This is a genomic window from Massilia sp. UMI-21, from assembly GCA_015277795.1.
GTDB lineage: Bacteria > Pseudomonadota > Gammaproteobacteria > Burkholderiales > Burkholderiaceae_D > Telluria.
The window spans coordinates 4818747-4837849 of sequence record CP063848.1 but is presented as its reverse complement, the minus strand read 5'-3'; the positions used below and the strand labels follow the sequence as shown (position 1 = coordinate 4837849).

The following is a 19103-nucleotide window of genomic DNA, read 5'->3' as shown; positions in this document are numbered from 1 at the left end:
CGGCGTTTTTTGTAGGATGGTCGGCTCGGTCGACCGCGCGTTCAAGGCCGGATGCATTGTGGCGCGCATCTTCTGGTCGAACGCGCGGCCGGCAAAGCCGGCCACCCTACGAATAAAGAACGCCGGCGTCGAGCCGGCGTTCTTGGTGACGTAATCAGCTTGTTCAAGCCTCGGTCGATCGCATCGCCAAATCCATTGCCTTGAGCTTTGCCGACAGCGGCTTGCCCTTGCGCGCGCGCTTGCCGAAGTGCGGTTCCAGGCCGGACGCGAACAGCTCCACCGTGCGCGGCTTGGAGCCGGCCCAGGTGCCGATCACGTTCACGCCCTTCTGGTTGATCGGCTGGACGGCCAGCAGGCTTTCCTTCGGCTCCAGCTCCATCAGCGTCACGCCGCGGCCGCCATTGGTCAGCACCTTCATCTCGTCGATGCCGAATACCAGCACCCGGCCCTTCTCGGACAGGCAGGCGATCGCGCCGGCGGTATCGACCACGATCCGCGGCGCCAGCGGCACCGCGCCTTCGTCGAGCGTAATGAAGGACTTGCCGCCCTTGAGGCGGCTGATCATGTCGCCGGCCTTGGCGATGAAGCCGAAGCCGTTCGACGAGGCCAGCAGCAGGCGCGTGTCCGGGCTGCCGGCGAAGTAGTGCAGGATGCGAACGCCGCCCGACAGGTCGACCAGGGTCGTGATCGGCACCCCGTCGCCGCGCGCGCCCGGCAGCGCGACCACCGGCACCGAGAAGGTCTTGCCGTTGCTGCCGATGCCGATCAGCGAATCGACCGTGCGGCACTCGAAGGCCTGGTGCAGCGAATCGCCGGCCTTGAAGGTGAACTGGGCCGGGTCGTGGCCGATGCCGGTACGCGCGCGCACCCAGCCTTTTTCGGACACGATCACGGTCACCGGCTCGTCGATGACCTTCTGCTCGGCCACGGCGCGCTCGGCTTCCTCGATCAGGGTGCGGCGCTCGTCGCCATACTGCTTGGCGTCCTGCTCGATCTCGCGGATGACCAGGCGCTTCATGCTGGACGGGTTCTCGAGGATGTCTTCCAGCTTTTCCTTCTCGCTGCGCAGCTCGAGCAGCTCCTGCTGGATCTTGATCGCTTCCAGGCGCGCCAGCTGGCGCAGGCGGATCTCGAGGATGTCCTCGGCCTGGCGCTCCGACAGCCTGAAGCGTTCGATCAGGGCCGCCTTCGGCTCGTCCGCATTGCGGATGATCGCGATCACTTCGTCGATGTTCAGCAGGACGGTCTCGCGGCCTTCCAGGATGTGGATGCGGTCGTTGACCTTGCCCAGCTTGAACTCGGTGCGGCGGCGGATGGTGGTGAAGCGGAAGTCGATCCACTCCTGCAGGATCTCCAGCAGGCCTTTCTGGCGAGGGCGGCCGTCGCCGCCGATCATCACCAGGTTCATCGGGCTGGAGGTCTCGAGCGAGGTATGCGCGAGCAGCATCAGCATGAACTCGTTCTGGTCCTGGTTCTTCGACTTCGGCTCGAACACGATGCGCACCGCCGCCTCGCGGCCGGATTCGTCGCGCACGGTGTCGAGCGCGCCGAGGATGGTCTGCTTCAGCGCCAGCTGTTCCGGCAGCAGGGTCTTCTTGCCGGCCTTGATCTTCGGGTTGGTCAGTTCCTCGATTTCTTCCAGCACGCGCTGGGCCGAGCAGCCCGGCGGCAGTTCGGTGACCACCGCCTGCCACTGGCCGCGCGCCAGTTCCTCGATCTTCCAGCGCGCGCGCACCTTCATCGAGCCGCGCCCGGTGGCGTACATGTCGGCGATGTTCGAGGCCGGGGTGATGATCTGGCCGCCGCCCGGGAAGTCCGGGCCGGTGATCAGGGTCATCAGCTCGGCGTGGGTCATCTTCGGGTTGCGGATCAGCGCAACCGCCGCCGTCGCCACTTCGCGCAGGTTGTGCGAGGGGATCTCGGTGGCCATGCCGACCGCGATGCCGGAGGCGCCGTTGAGCAGCACCATCGGCAGGCGCGCCGGCAGTTGGCGCGGCTCGTTGCTGGAACCGTCGTAGTTCGGCTGGAAGTCCACCGTGCCCATGTCGAGTTCGTCGAGCAGCAGGCGCGATACCGGCGTCAGGCGCGCCTCGGTGTAGCGCATCGCCGCGGCGCCGTCGCCGTCGCGCGAGCCGAAGTTGCCCTGGCCGTCGATCAGCGGGTAGCGCAGCGAGAAGTCCTGCGCCATGCGCACCAGCGCGTCGTACACCGACTGGTCGCCGTGCGGGTGCAGCTTACCCAGCACGTCGCCGACCACGGTGGCCGACTTGCGCGGCTTGGCGGTGTGGCCCAGGCCCAGTTCGTGCATCGAGAACAGGATGCGGCGCTGGACCGGCTTCTGGCCGTCCGAGACGTCCGGCAGGGCGCGGCCCTTGACCACCGAGACGGCGTAGTCGAGGTAGGCGCGCTCGGCGAAGGTGGAAAGGGTGAGCGTTTCGGCATCGTCCGAAGGCGCTTGTTGTTGTTCGAAGAGGCTTGCTTGTGTCGTCATGATCGTGTCGTTCTGTTCAGCGCACGGGGCGAGGTCAGATGTCTGCCTCGGTCTCGTTGCCGTGTTCTTCCAGCCACGCGCGACGGGCGGCGGCTTCGCCTTTGCCCATCAGCATGTTGAAGCGCGATGCCGATTCGGCCAGGTTGTATTCGCCGAAGGCGACCGGCAGCAGGCGCCGGGTGTCCGGGTTCATGGTGGTTTCCCACAACTGCTCCGCGTTCATCTCGCCCAGGCCCTTGAAGCGCGAGATGCTCCACACGCCTTCCTTCAGGCCTTCCTTGGTGAGCTTGTCCTCGATGGCCAGCAGTTCGCCGTCGTCCAGCGCGTACAGCTTCTGCAGCGGCTTCTTGCCGCGCGCCGGCACGTCGACGCGGTACAGCGGCGGACGGGCGACGCAGATGTGGCCGTTGCGGAACAGGGCAGGGAAGTGCTTGAAGAACAAAGTGAGCAGCAGCACCTGGATGTGCGAGCCGTCCACGTCGGCGTCCGACAGGATGCAGATCTTGCCGTAGCGCAGGCCGGTCAGGTCCGGGTTGTCGTCCGCGCCGTGCGGATCGACCCCGATCGCCACCGCGATGTCGTGGATCTCGTTGTTCGCGAACAGGCGGTCGCGCTCGGTCTCCCAGGAGTTCAGCACCTTGCCGCGCAGCGGCAGGATGGCCTGGAATTCCTTGTCGCGGCCCATCTTGGCCGAGCCGCCCGCCGAGTCGCCCTCGACCAGGAACAGCTCGTTGCGGGTGATGTCGGTCGATTCGCAATCGGTCAGCTTGCCCGGCAACACGGCCACGCCCGAGGACTTCTTCTTCTCGACCTTCTGCAGCGAACGCAGGCGCGACTGGGCCTGCTTGATGACCAGTTCGGCCAGTTTCTTGCCGTACTCGACGTGCTGGTTCAGCCACAGTTCGAGCGGCGGCTTGGTGAAGGTGGAGACCAGCTTGACCGCGTCGCGCGAATTCAGGCGTTCCTTGGTCTGGCCCTGGAACTGCGGGTCCAGTACTTTGGCCGACAGCACGAAGGAGACGCGTGCGAACACGTCCTCGGGCAGCAGCTTGACGCCTTTCGGCAGCAGCGAGTGCATCTCGACGAAGCCCTTCACGGCGCCGAACAGGCCGTCGCGCAGGCCGGACTCGTGGGTGCCGCCGCTGACGGTCGGGATCAGGTTGACGTAGGATTCGCGCACCACGCTGCCTTCTTCGGTCCAGGCCACCACCCAGGCCGCGCCTTCGCCCTCGGCGAAGCCCTCGTCGCCGCTTGCCGCGTACTGCGCGCCCTCGAACAGCGGGATCAGGGTCTGGCCGTTGGCGCTTTGCGCCAGGGCTTCGGTCAGGTAGCCGCGCAGGCCTTCGTCGTAGCGCCAGGTCTGGACGTCGCCGGTCTTGGCGTTGGTGAGGGTGACGGTCACGCCCGGCAGCAGCACCGCCTTCGAGCGCAGCAGGCGCTGCATGTCGCCCAGGGGGATGGTCGGGGAGTCGAAGTACTTGGGATCGGGACGCGCGGTGACGCGGGTGCCGTTCTTCTTGCCGCCACGGTCCGCCGGGCGCGAGCTCAGGGGCTCGACCAGGTCGCCGTTCTCGAAGGCCAGGTCGTGCACGCCGTTGCCGTTGTCGTCCTTGCGCCAGACGGTGATCTCCAGGCGCGTCGACAGCGCGTTGGTGACCGACACGCCGACGCCGTGCAGGCCGCCCGAGAAGGCATAGGCGCCGCCCGAGCCCTTGTCGAACTTGCCGCCCGCGTGCAGGCGGGTGAAGACGATCTCGACGGTCGGCACGTTTTCTTCCGGATGCAGTCCAACCGGGATGCCGCGGCCGTCGTCTTCGACCGTGACCGAGCCGTCCGTATTGAGGGTCACGGCGATGTTCTTGCAGTGTCCGCCCAGCGCCTCGTCCGAGGCGTTGTCGATCACTTCCTGGATGATGTGCAGCGGGTTCTCGGTCCGGGTGTACATGCCCGGGCGCTGTTTGACGGGCTCGAGTCCTTTCAGGACGCGGATGGATGATTCGCTGTAGTCAGATGCGGGTTTCTTGGAAGCCATGCTGATGTGTGTGGTGTTCAATGCTTGCGCATTCTATCTTGTCAGGCGGAAAAATTTGGCCTTTTTACGTGACAAGCGAGATGCCAAACGTGCTTGTTAGTCTGCACCCTTGTGCTAGATTAAAACGATGTGGCCCGGAAGATGCCAAGGGCAAATCGAAAAACCGTCGCGAGCGGCGGCAATGGTGGTCGAGAAGCGCAGCTGTACCAGCCGTACGGCGCGCATCGCAGGGCCATGTGCCCCTCTACCGCCGGTGCAAGCGCAGCAGGTTTTTTTGAGCTGCCCCAAGGAAAGGCTGGAAAAGCGATGCACGCACCCAGATATCCATTCACCCTCCGCCTGGTCGGGTTCGCGCCGGCTGAATGCGCCCAGCTGGAGCGTCTGCTGGCGCAAGCCCCGTCGCCGGGGCCGTCGTATTTTTGCCTGCACGACGACAGTTTGCAAGAACCGGACCTGTATATCGCCGACGGCGGCAATCCGGCGGCGCTGGCGCGGCTGTCTTGCCTGCCGCCCGGCGCGCCGCAACCCATCCTGCTGATCGGCGGCGATGGCGCCAGCAGCCGCCGCAGCTTGCCGCGTCCCGTCGACCCTGCCAGCCTGTACGAGGTCTTGGCGGAACTGCTCGACAGCCGCGTGCAGACACTGGCGACCCTGGCAGCCCGCGGCCAGCGTTGCCTGCCCGAGCGCCGACGAAGGCCGAGGCTGGCGCCCGATACCGAGGCGCCGGCCTATTATGCCCGCCTGCGCCATGGACCGCCCGACGGCGCCGTGCTCATCATCGACAAGGGCGGCGCCTTCCGCGACCATGTGGCGCGCGTCTTTGCCAATACTATCGGCAACACCCTCGGCAATCCACCCGGTGCGACGCCGGCGACGCCGGGCTCGGCCAGCCGGCCGGTCGAATGGACCGACAGCAGCCGCGCCGCGGTGCGCCTGTGCGACGAGACCCCGGTGTCGCTGGTCATGATCAACACTTGCGCGCCCGGCATCGAACCTTACAGCCTGAGCAGCGCCATCAAGTCACAGGAAGGGGCAGGTCGTACCGCCGTGCTGCTTCTTGTTGGGCAATCGTTCAAGTACGACAGCCTGCGCGCCCGCGATGCGGGCGTGCGTGGACTGCTCGACAAGCCGATCGCGGACCGTCATCTGCTGACCACCTTCCAGAAACTGCTGTCGCTGCCGGGGTGAAAACCACTGTAATTGCATACAGTATTAACCGAAAATGAAAATCGCGCAAGCTGGGCCTGTTGCGCGGATGCGCTGCCCTCCGTGGTTTTTTGTAACAACTTTAAATCGTGCGCGGCCGTGTCAAGGGCTATATTGATACCTATGGCGGAATGCGAACCTATACCATCCGAAGAAATGCCCGGTCCGCCGGTTGATAAGCTTGCTGAGACCCCGACGCGGGTGCCGGACCGGCGCGCGACCCAGGGTCAGACCATGCGCGGTCATGCCAAGTACCAACGCGACGGCGACACGCCGCTGGCGCTGGCCGGTCGGGTGCTGAGCTCGCGCTGGCGTGCACTGCGCGACCGTTTCGGCCGCGATTTCATGAATCGCACCCTGCATATCGGGGTATCGGCGCGCATCTTCCACCCCGAGCCGGGCGCCAAGGGCTTGCTCAGCAAGAATCTCCAGTATCTCGAAGAATCGATTGCCCAGTGGGTGATGTCGCGCGACGTGCTGGTGTTCATGATTCCTACCGTAAACACAAACGGACTATTCCACCCTAGTAACATCACCCTGCGCCACTACGCGCGCCACCTCGACGGGCTGGTGTTGCAGGGCGGGGCGGACGTGGCGCCGCAGACCTATTCCGAAGTGCCGACCCGGCCCGAGTGGAATGGCGACCGGGCGCGCGACGTCTACGAGCTCGAACTGCTGCACGAATTCGTCGATGCCGGCAAGCCGGTGCTGGGCGTATGCCGCGGCTGCCAGCTGATCAACGTCGCCTTCGGCGGCACGCTGTTCCAGGACGTCGCCACCAATGTGCCCGAGGCAATGGCGCACGTGCACGACCTGTACGACGCGCACCGGCACGCGGTGCGCTTCCCGCCGGGTTCCTCGCTCGGCAAGATGTTCGGCCACCTCGACCGGCCGATCGTCAACTCGATCCACCACCAGGCGGTCAAGCAGTTGGGGCGCAATATCCGCGTCGAAGCCTATTCCGATCCCGACGGCATCGTCGAAGCGATCCGCTACGAGCGCGCCGACTTCGTCATGGGCCTGCAATGGCATCCGGAATTCCACCGGGCCGGCGGCACCGAGCTGCTCGACTGCACACCGGTCCTCGACGAGTTCCTGCGCGCCGCGCGCGAAACCAGGCTGTAGGGCGCGCGCTAAGGTGGTGGCGCCGTTCGCTCCAGTCGAGGCAGGGGCTGCGCGACTACGGCATGCACGAACGCGCGCAGGCGCCGCCAGACGCGCGCGCGGCGCACGGCTGAAGACGCTAGCGGAGACCCGTGCGGCGGTCGCCGCGGAAGTGCCGGATGGCGGCGTCGACCATGCCCTCGACGCTGCCGTCGCGCGCAAACACCCGCCGCAGCGCGGCCGCATCGCTGCCGCCGCGCGCCGCCTCCGCCAGGTGCTGCAGCGCTTCCACGCTGCCCAGCGCCTCGGCATGCGGCATCATCTGCTCGAGCGTGGCCAGGATGTCTTCGCGCATCGGCACGCTGGCGTAGGTCTTCGGGTGCGTGAGCGCGCCTTCCAGGCCGAAGCGGCAGGCCTGGAAGCGGTTGTAGTTGTAGACCAGATAGTCGTCTTCGACGGGCGGCGCATCGACGCGGGTGAGCAGGTGGCGGCACAGCGCCTGCAGGTAGGCCGCCAGGGCCGCCGCGCGCTCCACCGTGAGCGGCGTGTCGCACACGCGCAGCTCGATGGTGCCGTACTCGGGCTTGGGTCGCAGGTCCCAGTAAAAATCCTTCATGCTCTTGATGATGTTGGTGCGCTCCATCTTGGCGAAGTACACGTCGGTGAACTCCTGCCAGTTCAGGACGAAGGGTGCGCGGCCGCTCATCGGGAAGGCGAACACCGAATTCAGGCGCGCCGAATCGAAGCCGGAATCAATGCCCTGCACGAAGGGCGAGGAGCTTGATAGCGCGATGAAATGCGGCAGGTAGCGGTTCAGCGCGTGCAGCAGGTAGAGCGCATCGTCGCCGTTGGCGCAGCCGATGTGCACGTGCTGGCCGAACACCGTGAACTGCTTGGCCAGGTAGCCGTACAGCTGCGACAGGTATTCGTAGCGCGGCTTGCTCGATATCTTCTGTTCCGACCAATGCTGGAACGGATGGGTGCCGCCGCCGGCGATGCCGATGTTGAGCATGTCGCTGGCCGCCACCAGGGTGTCGCGGATCTCGCGCAGCTCCGCCAGCAGCGGTCCATACGACGAGTGCACGCTCGAGTTAATCTCGATCATGCTCTCGGTGATCTCCGGGGTCACGTTGCCGGGGAAGGGCTTGCGCTTGAGCAGGTGCATCAGGTCGGGGCTGGCCGCGGTCAGGTCGAAGTCCGACAGGCTGACCAGCTGCAGTTCCAGTTCGACACCGAACGTGAGCGGCTGCGAGGAGGTGAAGGCGTCAAGCGGCATGGGTCTGCTCCGCGACGTCGGTGGACGATTCGCGCGCCCAGACCAGGGCGCGCTGGATGATGACGGGACCGAACACTTCGAGCAGCATGGTCACCGCGGCCATCGCGCGCAGTTCCTCGACCACGTGCACGCCCGCGTGGCGCGCATGCTCGATCAGCAGGATCACGAACACCGACAGCGGCGCCAGGCCCAGGCCGGTGAGCGCGCCCTTGCGCCACGAGACGCCGGACAAGTGGGCGAAGGCGGTGACGCCGGCGGTCTTGGCCAGCTGACGCACCAGCACCACGACGATGGCGAGCGCGCTGCCGCCGGCCACCTGGCGCCAGTCGAGCGTCGAGGCGGCGTACAGGAACAGCAGCACGGTCAGTACCTCGCCCAGTGTGCCGAAGTTGCGCTGCGCCTGGCTGAACGCGATGCGGCGGTGACGCGCCGTCAGGCCGAAGAACAGCGCTGCGATATAGGGCGACAGCGTGCCGGCGTCGCACAGCGCCACCAGCAGCACGATGGCCAGCGCGAAGGCCACGGTGGCGTCCTGGCGCGGGTTGCGAATGGCGCGCAGCAGGGCCGGGACCGATACCCCGAACAGCGCGCCGACCAGCGCCGACCCAAGCAGCATCACGAGGCTCTGCCACAGGGCTTCGCCCACCGCATCGAAGGTGTGGAAGATCCAGAACCCGACGATGGCGTTGAAGGCGAATACCGCGAGCACGCAGTTCTGCGCCGTGAGGTGCAGCACGCGCTCGGTGACCTGGCCCGAGCTGCGCTGTTCGTTGATGACGCGCACGATGGTGGCCGGCGAGGTGCCCATCGAGAGCGCGGCCATCATCAGGGCGATCAGCTGCGACGTGCCGAAGGCGAGGGCGACCAGGTAGACCAGCACGAAGGTGAGCAGGCTTTCCGCCAGTCCGGCCACGCCGATCCAGGGGTTGTGGCGCAGCCAGCGCAGGTTGATGCGGTAGCCCAGTTCGAACAGGATCAGGCCGAAGGCGACGTCGGCCAGCAGCGCCACCGGACCGGCGTCCGGCGCCGGCAGCACGCCGAGCTGCGGCCCGGCCAGCACGAAGCCGACCACGCCATAGAAACTGATGCGCGGCAGGCCGGTCCAGCGCTGGCCGAATTCGCCGGCCAGCCAGGCGATGGCGAGCGCGATCGGCCACGCGAGGCTGGTCAGGATGGGCAGCAGGTCGGGCATCGGGTTCCTCTCGTAGGGTGGACGGCTGTGCCGTCCGCGCGTTCAAGCAAAGGATGCGTCGCTACAGCGCGTCCGCGAGCTGGACGCGCGGTCGGCGAAGCCGACCACCCTACATGTAGTCGTTTTGCTAATTCTACAAGACGGACCAACGCGCACGATTGACCTGCGCGCCGGCCTATCTGGAGAGCAGCCGCATGGCCCGTTCCAGCCCCTCGAGCGTGATCGGGAACATGCGGTGGTTCATGATCTGCTTGATGACGGCGACCGACTGCCGGTATTCCCACAGGTGCTCCGGCTCGGGGTTGAGCCAGGCGAACCTGGGGAAGGTCGAGGTGAGGCGCGCCAGCCAGGCCGCGCCGGCTTCCTCGTTGTTGTACTCGACCGAGCCGCCCGGCGCCAGCACCTCGTAGGGGCTCATGGTGGCGTCGCCGACGAACAGCAGGCGGGTGTCGGGCGGGTAGGTGCGCAGCACATCCCAGGTCGGGAAGCGTTCGCTGTGGCGGCGCCGGTTGTTCTTCCACAGGTAGTCATAGACGCAGTTGTGGAAATAGTAGAACTCCATGTTCTTGAATTCGCCCTTGGCCGCCGAGAACAGCTCCTCGACGCGCTCGATGTGGTCGTCCATCGAGCCGCCCACGTCCAGCAGCATCACCACCTTGATGCGGTTCTTGCGCTCCGGCTGCATGCGGATGTCGAGGTAGCCGGCATTGCTGGCGGTGGCGCGGATGGTCTCGTCCAGCGCCAGTTCTTCGGCCGCCCCGGTGCGCGCGAAGCGGCGCAGGCGGCGCAGCGCGACCTTGATGTTGCGGGTGCCCAGTTCGCGCTGGTCGTCGTAGTCGCGGTAGCTGCGCTGCTCCCACACCTTGACCGCGCTGCGGTTGCGCCCCTGACCGCCGATGCGGATGCCTTCCGGGTTGGTGCCGCCGTGTCCGAAGGGAGAGGTGCCGCCGGTGCCGATCCACTTGCTGCCGCCTTCGTGGCGCTCCTTTTGCTCCTTCAGCAGTTCCTGCAGGCGCTGCTGCAGCTTGTCGTAGCCGAGCTTTTCCAGCGCCGCTTTCTGCTCCGGCGTGAGCTCGCGCTCGAAACGCTTGAGCAGCCAGTCGAGCGGGATCTCCGCCTTCTCGTCGAACACCGCCTCGATGCCGTGAAAAAAGGCGCCGAAGGCACGGTCGAACTTGTCGAAGTGGGCTTCGTCCTTCACCAGGGTCAGGCGCGCCAGGTAATAGAACTCGTCGAGCGCGGGCGCGGTCACGCCCTGCTGCATGGCTTCCAGCAGGGTCAGGAATTCCTTGATCGTGACCGGGACCTTGGCGTCGCGCAGGGTGTAGAAGAAATCGATCAGCATGCTAGTTCCTTGCGTGGCGCTCCAGCCGCACCCGGATCGCCTGGATCATCGGTTCATCCTCGACATGGCGATCAGGCGTTCGAACAGGTGCACGTCCTGCTCGTTCTTGAGCAGGGCGCCGTGCAGCGGCGGCACGATGGCGCCGCGTGCCTGGCTGCGCAGGGCTTCGGCCGGGATGTCCTCGGCCAGCAACAGCTTGAGCCAGTCGAGGAATTCCGAGGTCGAGGGCTTCTTCTTGATGCCGGCCACCTCGCGCAGCTCGTAGAAGCTCTGCAGCGCGGCGGCCAGCAGGTCCTGCTTCAGGGTCGGGAAGTGGACCTTGACGATGTCGGCCATGGTTTCCCGGTCCGGGAATTTGATGTAATGGAAGAAGCAGCGGCGCAGGAAGGCGTCCGGCAGTTCCTTCTCGTTGTTGGAGGTGATGATCACCAGCGGGCGGTGCCTGGCGACCACCATCTCGCGGGTCTCGTAGACGTAGAACTCCATGCGGTCCAGTTCGCGCAACAGGTCGTTCGGAAACTCGATGTCGGCCTTGTCGATCTCGTCGATCAGGAGCACGACCGGTTCCGGCGCCGTGAAAGCCTGCCACAGCACGCCTTTGACGATATAGTTGTGGATGTCGCGCACCCGCTCGTCGCCCAGTTGCGAGTCGCGCAGGCGCGACACGGCGTCGTACTCGTACAGGCCCTGCTGGGCCTTGGTGGTCGACTTCACGTGCCATTGCAGCAGCGGCATGTCGAGTGCGGCGGCCACTTCTTCGGCCAGCATGGTCTTGCCGGTGCCCGGCTCGCCCTTGATCAGCAGCGGGCGGCCGAGCCTCAAGGCGGCGTTGACGGCCAGTTTCAGGTCGGCGGTGGCGACGTACTTGTCGCTGCCTTCGAAGCGGGGGGAAGCTTGCATGGGCGCGGGCATGGTCATTCTGGAGGAGAGTGAAATGAAGGCGAGTATAAGTCAGAACCGCGTCCCGGACCGGCCTGGACGGCCGCGTGCGTTTGTAGACTGGTGACAACTCTTCAGATAGAATCGACAGGTTGGTAGTCCGTTTGCTAACTTTTTGTGCGTTTGCGGTATTCGAATTACAACTAACGAGCCACACCCATGAAAACATCTTTAGCACTACTGGTATTGGCAGCGTCTGCCGCCACCGCCAGCTCGGCCACCGCGGCGGAAGTCGTCGGCGATCCGAAAGCAGCACCGGCCAAGATCGAAATGTGCATCGGCTGCCACGGCATCCCGGGCTACAAGTCGGGTTTCCCCGAGGTCTACCGCGTTCCCATGATCGGCGGCCAGTCCGCCAAGTACATCGAAAGCGCGCTGAAGGCCTATCGCAAGGGCGAGCGCAAGAACCCGTCGATGATGGGCATCGCCGCCTCGCTGAGCGACCAGGACATCGCCGACGTCGCCGCCTACTACGCGCAGGCGACCCCCGCCACCGCCAAACGCTAAGGACCAGCCAATGAAAAAACTGTTCTCCGCGCTGCTTGCCGGCGCCTTCTGCATGGGCAGCGCCAGCCTTGCCTGCGCCGCCGACGTGGCCAAGGGCGAGGCGCTGGTCAAGAAATACAACTGCGCGTCCTGCCATGGCGCCGACTTCAACAAGCCGATCGACCCCAGCTATCCGAAGCTGGCCGGCCAGCACCCCGACTATCTCACCCACGCCCTGCATGCCTACAAGCGCGGCGCCAGCCTGAACGGCCGCATCAACCCGATCATGGCCGCCCAGGTGCAGCCGCTGTCGAACAAGGACATGGCGGACATCGGCGCCTACCTGGGCAGCCTGCCGTCGCAGCTGGTCGTGACCAAGTAAAGCTTCATACAGACTTGCCGGCGTCGAGCTGGTAAACTGTCGATCCCCCCGAACCGGGCAGCCGGCGGGGGGATTTTGTTTTTTGGTGCCGCCGCCGTTACGGATCGGCGCGTATTCTGCGTCAATGGAGCCGTCGTGTCATCCCTGTCCCCATCCCACATCAAAACCAACCTGCTCAGCGGCCTGACCGTCGCCCTCGCACTCGTTCCCGAAGCGATCGCCTTCGCCCTGGTGGCCCAGGTCTCGCCGCTCACCGGCCTGTACGCCGCGGTGCTGGTCTCTTTCATTACCTCGGCCTTTGGCGGCCGCCCCGGCATGATCTCGGCCGCGGCCGGATCGCTGGCGGTGGTGATGGTGGCGCTGGTGGTGCAGCACGGGCCGCAGTACCTGTTCGCCGCGGTGGTGCTGATGGGCGTGCTGCAGCTGCTGTTCGCGGCCGCGCGGCTCGGTAAGTTCATCCGCATGGTGCCGCACCCGGTGATGCTCGGCTTCGTCAACGGCCTGGCGCTGGTGATCTTCGTGGCCCAGTTCGGCCATTTCAAGACCCCCGGCCCGGACGGCACCATGCAATGGATGGGCGGCCTTGAATTGGCCACCATGCTGGCCGTCGTGGCCGCGACCCTGGCGGTGATCTACATCACGCCGCGCTTCACCAGGGCGGTACCGAGCACGCTGGTCGGCATCCTGGCCGCCACCGCGGCCTGCGCGCTGCTGGGCATCGACACCAAGACCGTGGGCGACCTCGGTTCGATCGCCGGCGGCCTGCCCAGCTTCGCGGTGCCGGAAGTGCCCTGGAACCTGGACACCCTGCGCATCGTCTTCCCGTATGCGCTGGTGCTGGCCGGGGTCGGCCTGATCGAGTCGCTGCTGACGCTCACCCTGATCGACGAGATCACCGACACCCGCGGCCAGCCCAACCGCGAATGCCTGGCGCTGGGGGCCTCCAACGTCGTGACCGGCTTTTTTGGGGGCATGGGCGGCTGCGCCCTGATCGGCCAGAGCATGATCAACGTGAACAGCGGCGGCACCGGACGCCTGTCGGGCATCGTGGCTTCCCTGTCCCTGCTCGCGTTCATCCTGGTCGGCTCGCACTGGATCGAGCAGATCCCGCTGGCGGCCCTCATCGGCGTGATGTTCTTCGTGTGCGAGAAGACCTTCGAATGGGGCACCTTCCGCCTGTTCGGCAAGGTGCCGCGCGCCGACGCGCTGGTGATCGTGCTGGTGGCCGGCATCACGCTGGCCTTCGACCTGGCGGTGGCGGTGCTGGCAGGGGTGATCGTCTCGGCGCTTGTGTTCGCCTGGCAGCATGCCAAGCAGATCGGCGTGAAGACCGGCGCCGACGCGCAGGGCTGGAAGGTGTACGAGCTCGAAGGCACGCTGTTCTTCGCCTCGGTCGCCAGTTTCAGTGAGCTGTTCACGCCGCGCGACGACCCGCAGGACGTAGTGATCGAATTCAGGCGCGCGCGGGTGGTGGACCATTCGGCGATCCAGGCGATCGACGCCCTGGCCGACAGGTACCGCGCGCTGGGCAAGCGCCTGCACCTGCGCCACCTGAGCCCGGACTGCCGCGAACTGCTCGGCAAGGCCAGGGACATGATCGAAGTGAACCTGCTGGAAGATCCGCGCTACCACGTTGCCGACGACAAGCTCGGCTGAATCGGGCAGAATGGCCGGATCATCCATCGTAGGCGATCGACGCGCGCGTGCTGACGACCATCCTGTCCGGACTGTTCCTGCTGGCCATCGGCCAGGGCCTGTTCCTGGCCGCCACGCTCCTGCTGCTGGGGGTGCGCCGGCCGGAAGTGCGGGCCGCCAACGGCCTGCTGGCCGCCCTCATGCTGCTGTGCGTGGCCGTGGTGGCCCATGCCTGGCTCGGCATCGCCGGCCTGTATCGGGCCTGGCCGCACAGCGCCATGCTGGTCCTGCCCCTGGGCTTTGCGACCGGGCCGCTGCTCTACCTGTACTGTTCGCGCATCCTGCTCGAGCAGCCGCTGGGCCGGCGCGCGCTTCTGCATTTCCTGCCCTTTGCCCTGGCGACGCTGGCGCTGCTGCCGTTCTACCTGCAACCGGCGGCCGCCAAGCTGGCCTGGATGCGCGGCCTGGACGGCCCGCCCTGGTACGTCGGCGTGGCCGCTGTCCTGAAGCTGGTGCTGTTCCTGGCCTATCTGCGTGCCTGTCATGCCCTGGTCGGCCAGGCCCGTGCCCATCCGCTGGCGGCCGGCCTGCGCCGCCTGCTGGGAATCTGGCTGTTCGGCGGGGCCCTGAGCATGCTGGCCCTGGCGCTGGAGTTCGCGCCACTCGGCCTGCCCCTGTCCGCCGACGTGACCGGCGCGCTGGTGCTGCTGTATTTCCTGTACGCGACCGCCTACCTGGCGATCCGCCAGCCGCTGGGATACCGGCCGCCGCCCATCCCCGCACCTGTACTTGCGGCGGCGCCGGCGCCCAGGCCGCGCTATGGGGACCGGGCGCTGCCCGACTCCCAGCGCAGCGCATTCCTGGCCCGGCTGGAAACCTGCATGCGTCATGAGCAGCCCTGGCGCCAGGGCGAGCTGAAACTGGAAGAGCTGGCCGAGCGGCTGGCGCTGACGCCGCACGAGCTGTCCCAGCTGATCAACGGCGCCTGCGGCGCCAACTTCCAGGATTACCTGAACCGCTACCGGGTCGAGGCGCTCAAGGAGGCGCTGCGCGACCCGGCACAGTGCGAGCGCACCATCCTCGACCTGGCCCTGGCCGCGGGCTTCAACAGCAAGAGCGCGCTGAACCGGGTATTCAAGGCGCATAGCGGGATGACGCCGGGCGAATTCCGTCGCCAGGAACAGGCGCTCTCCAGGGCCTGAACCAGGGCCCGGATCATGATCCGGGACGCTGGACGGCCCCGGCCGGGCCACACTCCATACTCCGTTTCAACGAGTTCACTGGAGTTCACGCATGAAGTTCAACGCATTGCTCGCCGCGCTGCTGGCGCTGTCCCTCGTTCCCGCCGCCGCCGCCGAGGCGGTCTGGATCACCAACGTCACCCTGGTGTCGCCCGAACAGCTCGACCGCGTCGAGCCGGGCAGCGTGCTGGTCGAGGATGGACGCATCGCCGCCGTCCACCGCGGCAAGGGTGGCCGCATGCCGCCCGGCGCCCGCCGCGTCGACGGCAAGGGTTATTACCTCCTGCCTGGGCTGATCGATTCCCACGTCCACCTGCATGCCGTGCCGGGCATGAGCCTGGACCAGGCCCGGCAGGAGCGGGAGCTGGCCCAGGCCTATGCGGCGCAGCTGCCGCGCTCCTTCCTCTATTACGGCTACACGACCGTGGTCGACCTGGCGGTGGCCGACATGCAGGTGATCGCGCGCTTTCGCGCCGCGCCGCTGCACCCGGACCTGGTCCATTGCGGGCAGCCGCTGCCGCTGGCGAACGGCTACCCGATGTCCTTCCTGCCGGCGGCAGGGCGCTTCGCGGCCTTCCCGAACTCGGTCTACGATCCGGCCCAGCCGACCGCCGTCCCGCCCGGCTACCGGCCGGAGCAGCACACCCCGGCGGCCGGCGTGGCGCGCGCAAAAGCCGACGGCGGCGTATGCGTGAAGACCCACTTCGAGCGCGGCTTCGGCAGGGAGCGCAATCTGCCCGTGTGGACCCCGGCGCTGTTCGCCGAGGTGCGCGCCGCCGCCACTGACCAGGGCATGACCCTGGTCACCCACGCCAACTCCTTCGAAGGCCAGCGCTTCGCGGTGGAGAACCGGGCCGACGTGCTGGCGCACGGCATGTGGCACTGGGGCGGCCTGAATGGGCACGCCGAACTGCCGGAGGAGATCCGCGCGCTGCTGGACCGGATCGTGGCCGACCGCACCGGCTACCAGCCGACCATGCGCGTGCTGGCCGGCCTGAACGCCTATTTCGACCCGGCTTACCTGCGCCATCCGGGCGTGCGCAAGGTGGTGCCGAAGGCCTTGGCCGACTGGTTCGGGACGCCGGGCGGCCAGTGGTTCGGGGAAGAGCTGGCCGAAGGGCACAGCCACGCGGAGATGCTGCAGTCGAGCGAAGCGCCGCTGCGCCGGCTGCGCCAGGTGGTCGGCTACCTGGCGGCGCGCAACGCCAATATCCTGTTCGGCACCGACACCCCGTCGTCGCCGACCTACGGCAACCTGCCGGGACTGAACGGCTACCTGGAGATGCAGCACCTGGTGGAGGCCGGCATGAGTCCGGCCCAGGTATTGCGTGCCGCGACCATCGACAATGCGCGCGCCTTCGGCATCCTCGAGCAGGTCGGCACCATCGAGGCAGGCAAGCGCGCCAACCTGCTGCTGATGACCCGCTCGCCGCTCGAGAGCGTGCAGGCCTACGACAGCATCGTCACGCTGTGGGTGGGCGGCAGGCAGGTCGAGCGCGCGCGGCTGGCGGCCGGCGCGCGCTGATCAGTCGCCCAGCTTGACGAAGGACTGGCCGGTGTCGGCGCAGCCGTCCGCGACCTGCTTGTCGAGCGCCAGGGCCCGTTCCGCCTGTCCGTGCGCGCGGTGCCAGTCGCCCATCGCCGACAGCGCTTCGCAGCGGCGCAGCTTGCCTTCGCTGCGGGCGCCGCCCGCCTCGGCCAGCAGTTGGTCGGCCGAGAGCGTGCCGATATAGAACTCGCCGATCGGTTTCGGCCATTCGTCGCGCTCGGTGCGCCCGAAGGTGGCCGCCAGCTCCGACTTGGCCAGCTCGGCCTGGCCGGCGCGCACGCGGGCAAGATAGAGCCAGAGGGCGCCGTGGCGCTCGGCCGGCAGCTTGTCGAGCGCGCTGCGCAGGCGGCTGGCGGCGCCGGCGTAGTCGCGTTGCACCAGCAGCCGCTGTCCGCTGTACAGGTTGGCGTACGGGCTGCCGCCCCGGGCCGCCTTGTCGAGCCATTCGTCCGAGCGCGCCTTGTCTTGCGCCACGAGTGTCCCCTCGCGGTAGGCCTGCGCCATCGCGAACTGGGCATCGGCGTTGCCGCCTTCGGCCTCGGCCACCACCCACGGCTCGAGCTTGCGGCGCTGGCCGAAGGGTTCGCCGCCAACGTACGAGAAATACAGCTTGTTCTGGCTGAGGGCGAACAGCACCCGATGGGCGCGCAGGAAATCGGCGCCCAGTATCACGTCGGCCATGTTCATGCCGGAGTTTTCCACGCCCATGTCGGCATTCTTGACGGTTTCCTCGCCAATCTGGAAGGTGGTCGTCACGTGCCACAGCGAGGTCGTATGCTTGCCGACCCCGACCAGGTCTCCGCCGCGCTTGGCATTCGGCCCGTCGAGGGAGATACCGGCGCGCCCGGCGGCATCGGCGGTGATGACGCTGATGGCGGCGCCGGTGTCGATCATCGCCTCCAGTTCCTTGCCGTTGATGCGGACGAAAAACTTGGGGTTCTTGTGGTGCTCGTCATGGCGCCGCAGCGGAACCTCCTGCACGTCCTGGGCCCAATAGCCGAGCCAGGCGTCTCCACACTTCTCGGGGACGAAGAAGGTCAGCTGCTTGCCCGCCAGCGAGATCTCGACGTCGGTCTGGAACAGGAAGGGCGCCCCGAGGATGCCGTCATAGGAGGGGGTGTCGCCGAAACTGCCCACCACCGGCATGTTGCTACGGCCGGCGCGGACCGGGCCGACGATGAATTCGTTGACGATCGAGGCGTAGATCGGCGAGGTGCCGCCGAAGCCCGAGGCGTGCCGGCCGGTGGCGTAGAGCCGAATGCCGCGGCGCTCGGTGCCGGTACGGGTGAGGATCGTCGCGTAGGCGCCGGTATCGACCAGCAGCTCGGCCGGCGTGCCGTTGATGCTGCCTTCGGTGGTGATTTCCAGGCCCGGGCCGCTGTACCGAAGCGGCAGCTGGCCGATCGGGGTATAGGTGCACTTGGCGGCTTCGGCGCTGGCGTGGGCGACGGGGAGGAGGGCAAAGGCGGCGCCCAGGGACAGGCGCACTGCGGCGCGGCAGAGAAATTGGTTCATACGTCAATACTATGGGAAAATTTTCCCTAAATGCAATGACATATGCATAAAACGATAAGACTGTTGCAACGAGGAACATGATACAAAAAATGCGGCGCATGCCGCATTTTTGAATCATTTACCGCCTTAGCGGGTCGCGCGCCGGCGCACGCAATCGATATAGGCCTCGGTATCCGGCGGCAGGCCATTGCGCTGCGAGGTCCAGATCATTTCGCCCAGGCATTCCATGATCTCGTGGTGCGCCTCGTGTTCCCCGATGCGGCCGACCAGCAGGTCGTGCGCGGCCTTGATGCCGCGCGGCTGGTCGATCGATACCTGCTCGGCAATCGACAGGTGCATCGACAGGTGCAGGAAAGGGTTCGGCTTGCCGCCTTCGACCGCATAGTCGCGCGCGATCGCCGCTTCCACGTCCTCGAGTTCGGGGTGGTATTCGGGATGCTGGACGATCCAGTCGGCCGCGATGGCATCCATCGGGCTCAGGATCTCGCCATTGCGTTGCTTGCGCAGGGCTTCGCAGAAAAAGCGCCGCACGTCGTGCGAGGACGGAGTAAACATGGGAAGGGACGAGAAAAAAGAAGGGAGGCGGCATTGTAGCGCGATGCCGCCCGTCCTGCCCGCCGGCCCCGCCGCCGGGGCAGGACGGGCGCCTGCCTACTTCTCTCGCGTCAGGACCAGGGTGTCCGGCGCGGACGGGTCGGCCGATGCCGCGC

Annotated in this window: 15 protein-coding genes; 7 read left to right on the top strand and 8 right to left on the bottom strand. The window is 66.8% G+C overall.

What is annotated here, in order from left to right; all coding sequences use genetic code 11:
- Positions 1 to 163 precede the first annotated feature (163 nt).
- Both parC and IM543_21220 read right to left on the bottom strand, forming a co-directional pair.
- The gene (gene parC, locus IM543_21225) at positions 164 to 2491 is read right to left on the bottom strand and encodes a DNA topoisomerase IV subunit A (GenBank protein ID QOY94006.1); all 2328 of its coding nucleotides are present in this window, start codon (positions 2489 to 2491) and stop codon (positions 164 to 166) included.
- A gap of 34 nt (positions 2492 to 2525) precedes the next feature.
- Positions 2526 to 4523, bottom strand: a complete 1998-nt coding sequence (locus IM543_21220) for a type IIA DNA topoisomerase subunit B (GenBank protein ID QOY96797.1) — start codon at positions 4521 to 4523, stop codon at positions 2526 to 2528.
- Between the two features lie 306 nt (positions 4524 to 4829).
- Here IM543_21220 and IM543_21215 point away from each other — a divergent pair, with 306 nt between their 5' ends.
- Complete coding sequence (locus tag IM543_21215) at positions 4830 to 5711, top strand: response regulator (GenBank protein QOY94005.1); 882 nt, start codon at positions 4830 to 4832, stop codon at positions 5709 to 5711.
- A gap of 141 nt (positions 5712 to 5852) precedes the next feature.
- A complete protein-coding gene (locus IM543_21210; GenBank protein ID QOY94004.1) occupies positions 5853 to 6854 on the top strand; it encodes a type 1 glutamine amidotransferase in 1002 nt (333 codons plus the stop codon).
- A gap of 118 nt (positions 6855 to 6972) precedes the next feature.
- Here IM543_21210 and IM543_21205 read toward each other — a convergent pair whose 3' ends face one another.
- The 4 genes from IM543_21205 to IM543_21190 all read right to left on the bottom strand — a co-directional run bounded on the left by IM543_21205 (position 6973) and on the right by IM543_21190 (position 11546).
- A complete protein-coding gene (locus IM543_21205) occupies positions 6973 to 8109 on the bottom strand; it encodes a glutamate--cysteine ligase (GenBank protein QOY94003.1) in 1137 nt (378 codons plus the stop codon).
- On the bottom strand, positions 8099 to 9301 hold the full coding sequence (locus IM543_21200) for a cation:proton antiporter (GenBank protein QOY94002.1): 1203 nt from the start codon (positions 9299 to 9301) through the stop codon (positions 8099 to 8101). Before IM543_21200 ends, IM543_21205 begins: the two co-directional genes overlap by 11 nt.
- A 175-nt stretch (positions 9302 to 9476) precedes the next feature.
- Entirely contained in the window at positions 9477 to 10646 is a 1170-nt protein-coding gene (locus IM543_21195) for a VWA domain-containing protein (GenBank protein ID QOY94001.1), read from the bottom strand.
- Between the two features lie 45 nt (positions 10647 to 10691).
- The gene (locus tag IM543_21190; GenBank protein ID QOY94000.1) at positions 10692 to 11546 is read right to left on the bottom strand and encodes a MoxR family ATPase; all 855 of its coding nucleotides are present in this window, start codon (positions 11544 to 11546) and stop codon (positions 10692 to 10694) included.
- A 198-nt stretch (positions 11547 to 11744) separates the two neighbouring features.
- On the opposite strand from IM543_21190, the gene IM543_21185 reads away from it, so the two are divergent.
- From IM543_21185 to IM543_21165, 5 genes are all read left to right on the top strand, one after another.
- A complete protein-coding gene (locus tag IM543_21185) occupies positions 11745 to 12092 on the top strand; it encodes a cytochrome c (protein QOY93999.1) in 348 nt (115 codons plus the stop codon).
- Positions 12093 to 12102: 10 nt separating this feature from the next.
- Positions 12103 to 12453, top strand: coding sequence for a cytochrome c (locus tag IM543_21180; GenBank protein QOY93998.1), 351 nt, complete (start codon positions 12103 to 12105; stop codon positions 12451 to 12453).
- Between the two features lie 135 nt (positions 12454 to 12588).
- Positions 12589 to 14109 carry a SulP family inorganic anion transporter gene (locus IM543_21175; GenBank protein QOY93997.1) on the top strand — a complete coding sequence of 507 codons (1521 nt, stop codon included), beginning with the start codon at positions 12589 to 12591 and terminating at the stop codon, positions 14107 to 14109.
- 59 nt (positions 14110 to 14168) lie between these two features.
- Positions 14169 to 15290 (top strand): helix-turn-helix transcriptional regulator, encoded by a 1122-nt coding sequence (locus IM543_21170; protein ID QOY96796.1) that lies wholly within the window; start codon positions 14169 to 14171, stop codon positions 15288 to 15290.
- Positions 15291 to 15381: 91 nt separating this feature from the next.
- Positions 15382 to 16854, top strand: a complete 1473-nt coding sequence (locus tag IM543_21165) for an amidohydrolase family protein (GenBank protein ID QOY93996.1) — start codon at positions 15382 to 15384, stop codon at positions 16852 to 16854.
- On the opposite strand, the gene IM543_21160 is transcribed toward IM543_21165, so the two are convergent.
- Both IM543_21160 and IM543_21155 read right to left on the bottom strand, forming a co-directional pair.
- Positions 16855 to 18393 (bottom strand): aspartyl protease family protein, encoded by a 1539-nt coding sequence (locus tag IM543_21160; GenBank protein ID QOY93995.1) that lies wholly within the window; start codon positions 18391 to 18393, stop codon positions 16855 to 16857.
- 126 nt (positions 18394 to 18519) lie between these two features.
- Positions 18520 to 18948 carry a DUF1841 family protein gene (locus IM543_21155; GenBank protein ID QOY93994.1) on the bottom strand — a complete coding sequence of 143 codons (429 nt, stop codon included), beginning with the start codon at positions 18946 to 18948 and terminating at the stop codon, positions 18520 to 18522.
- Positions 18949 to 19103 lie beyond the last annotated feature (155 nt).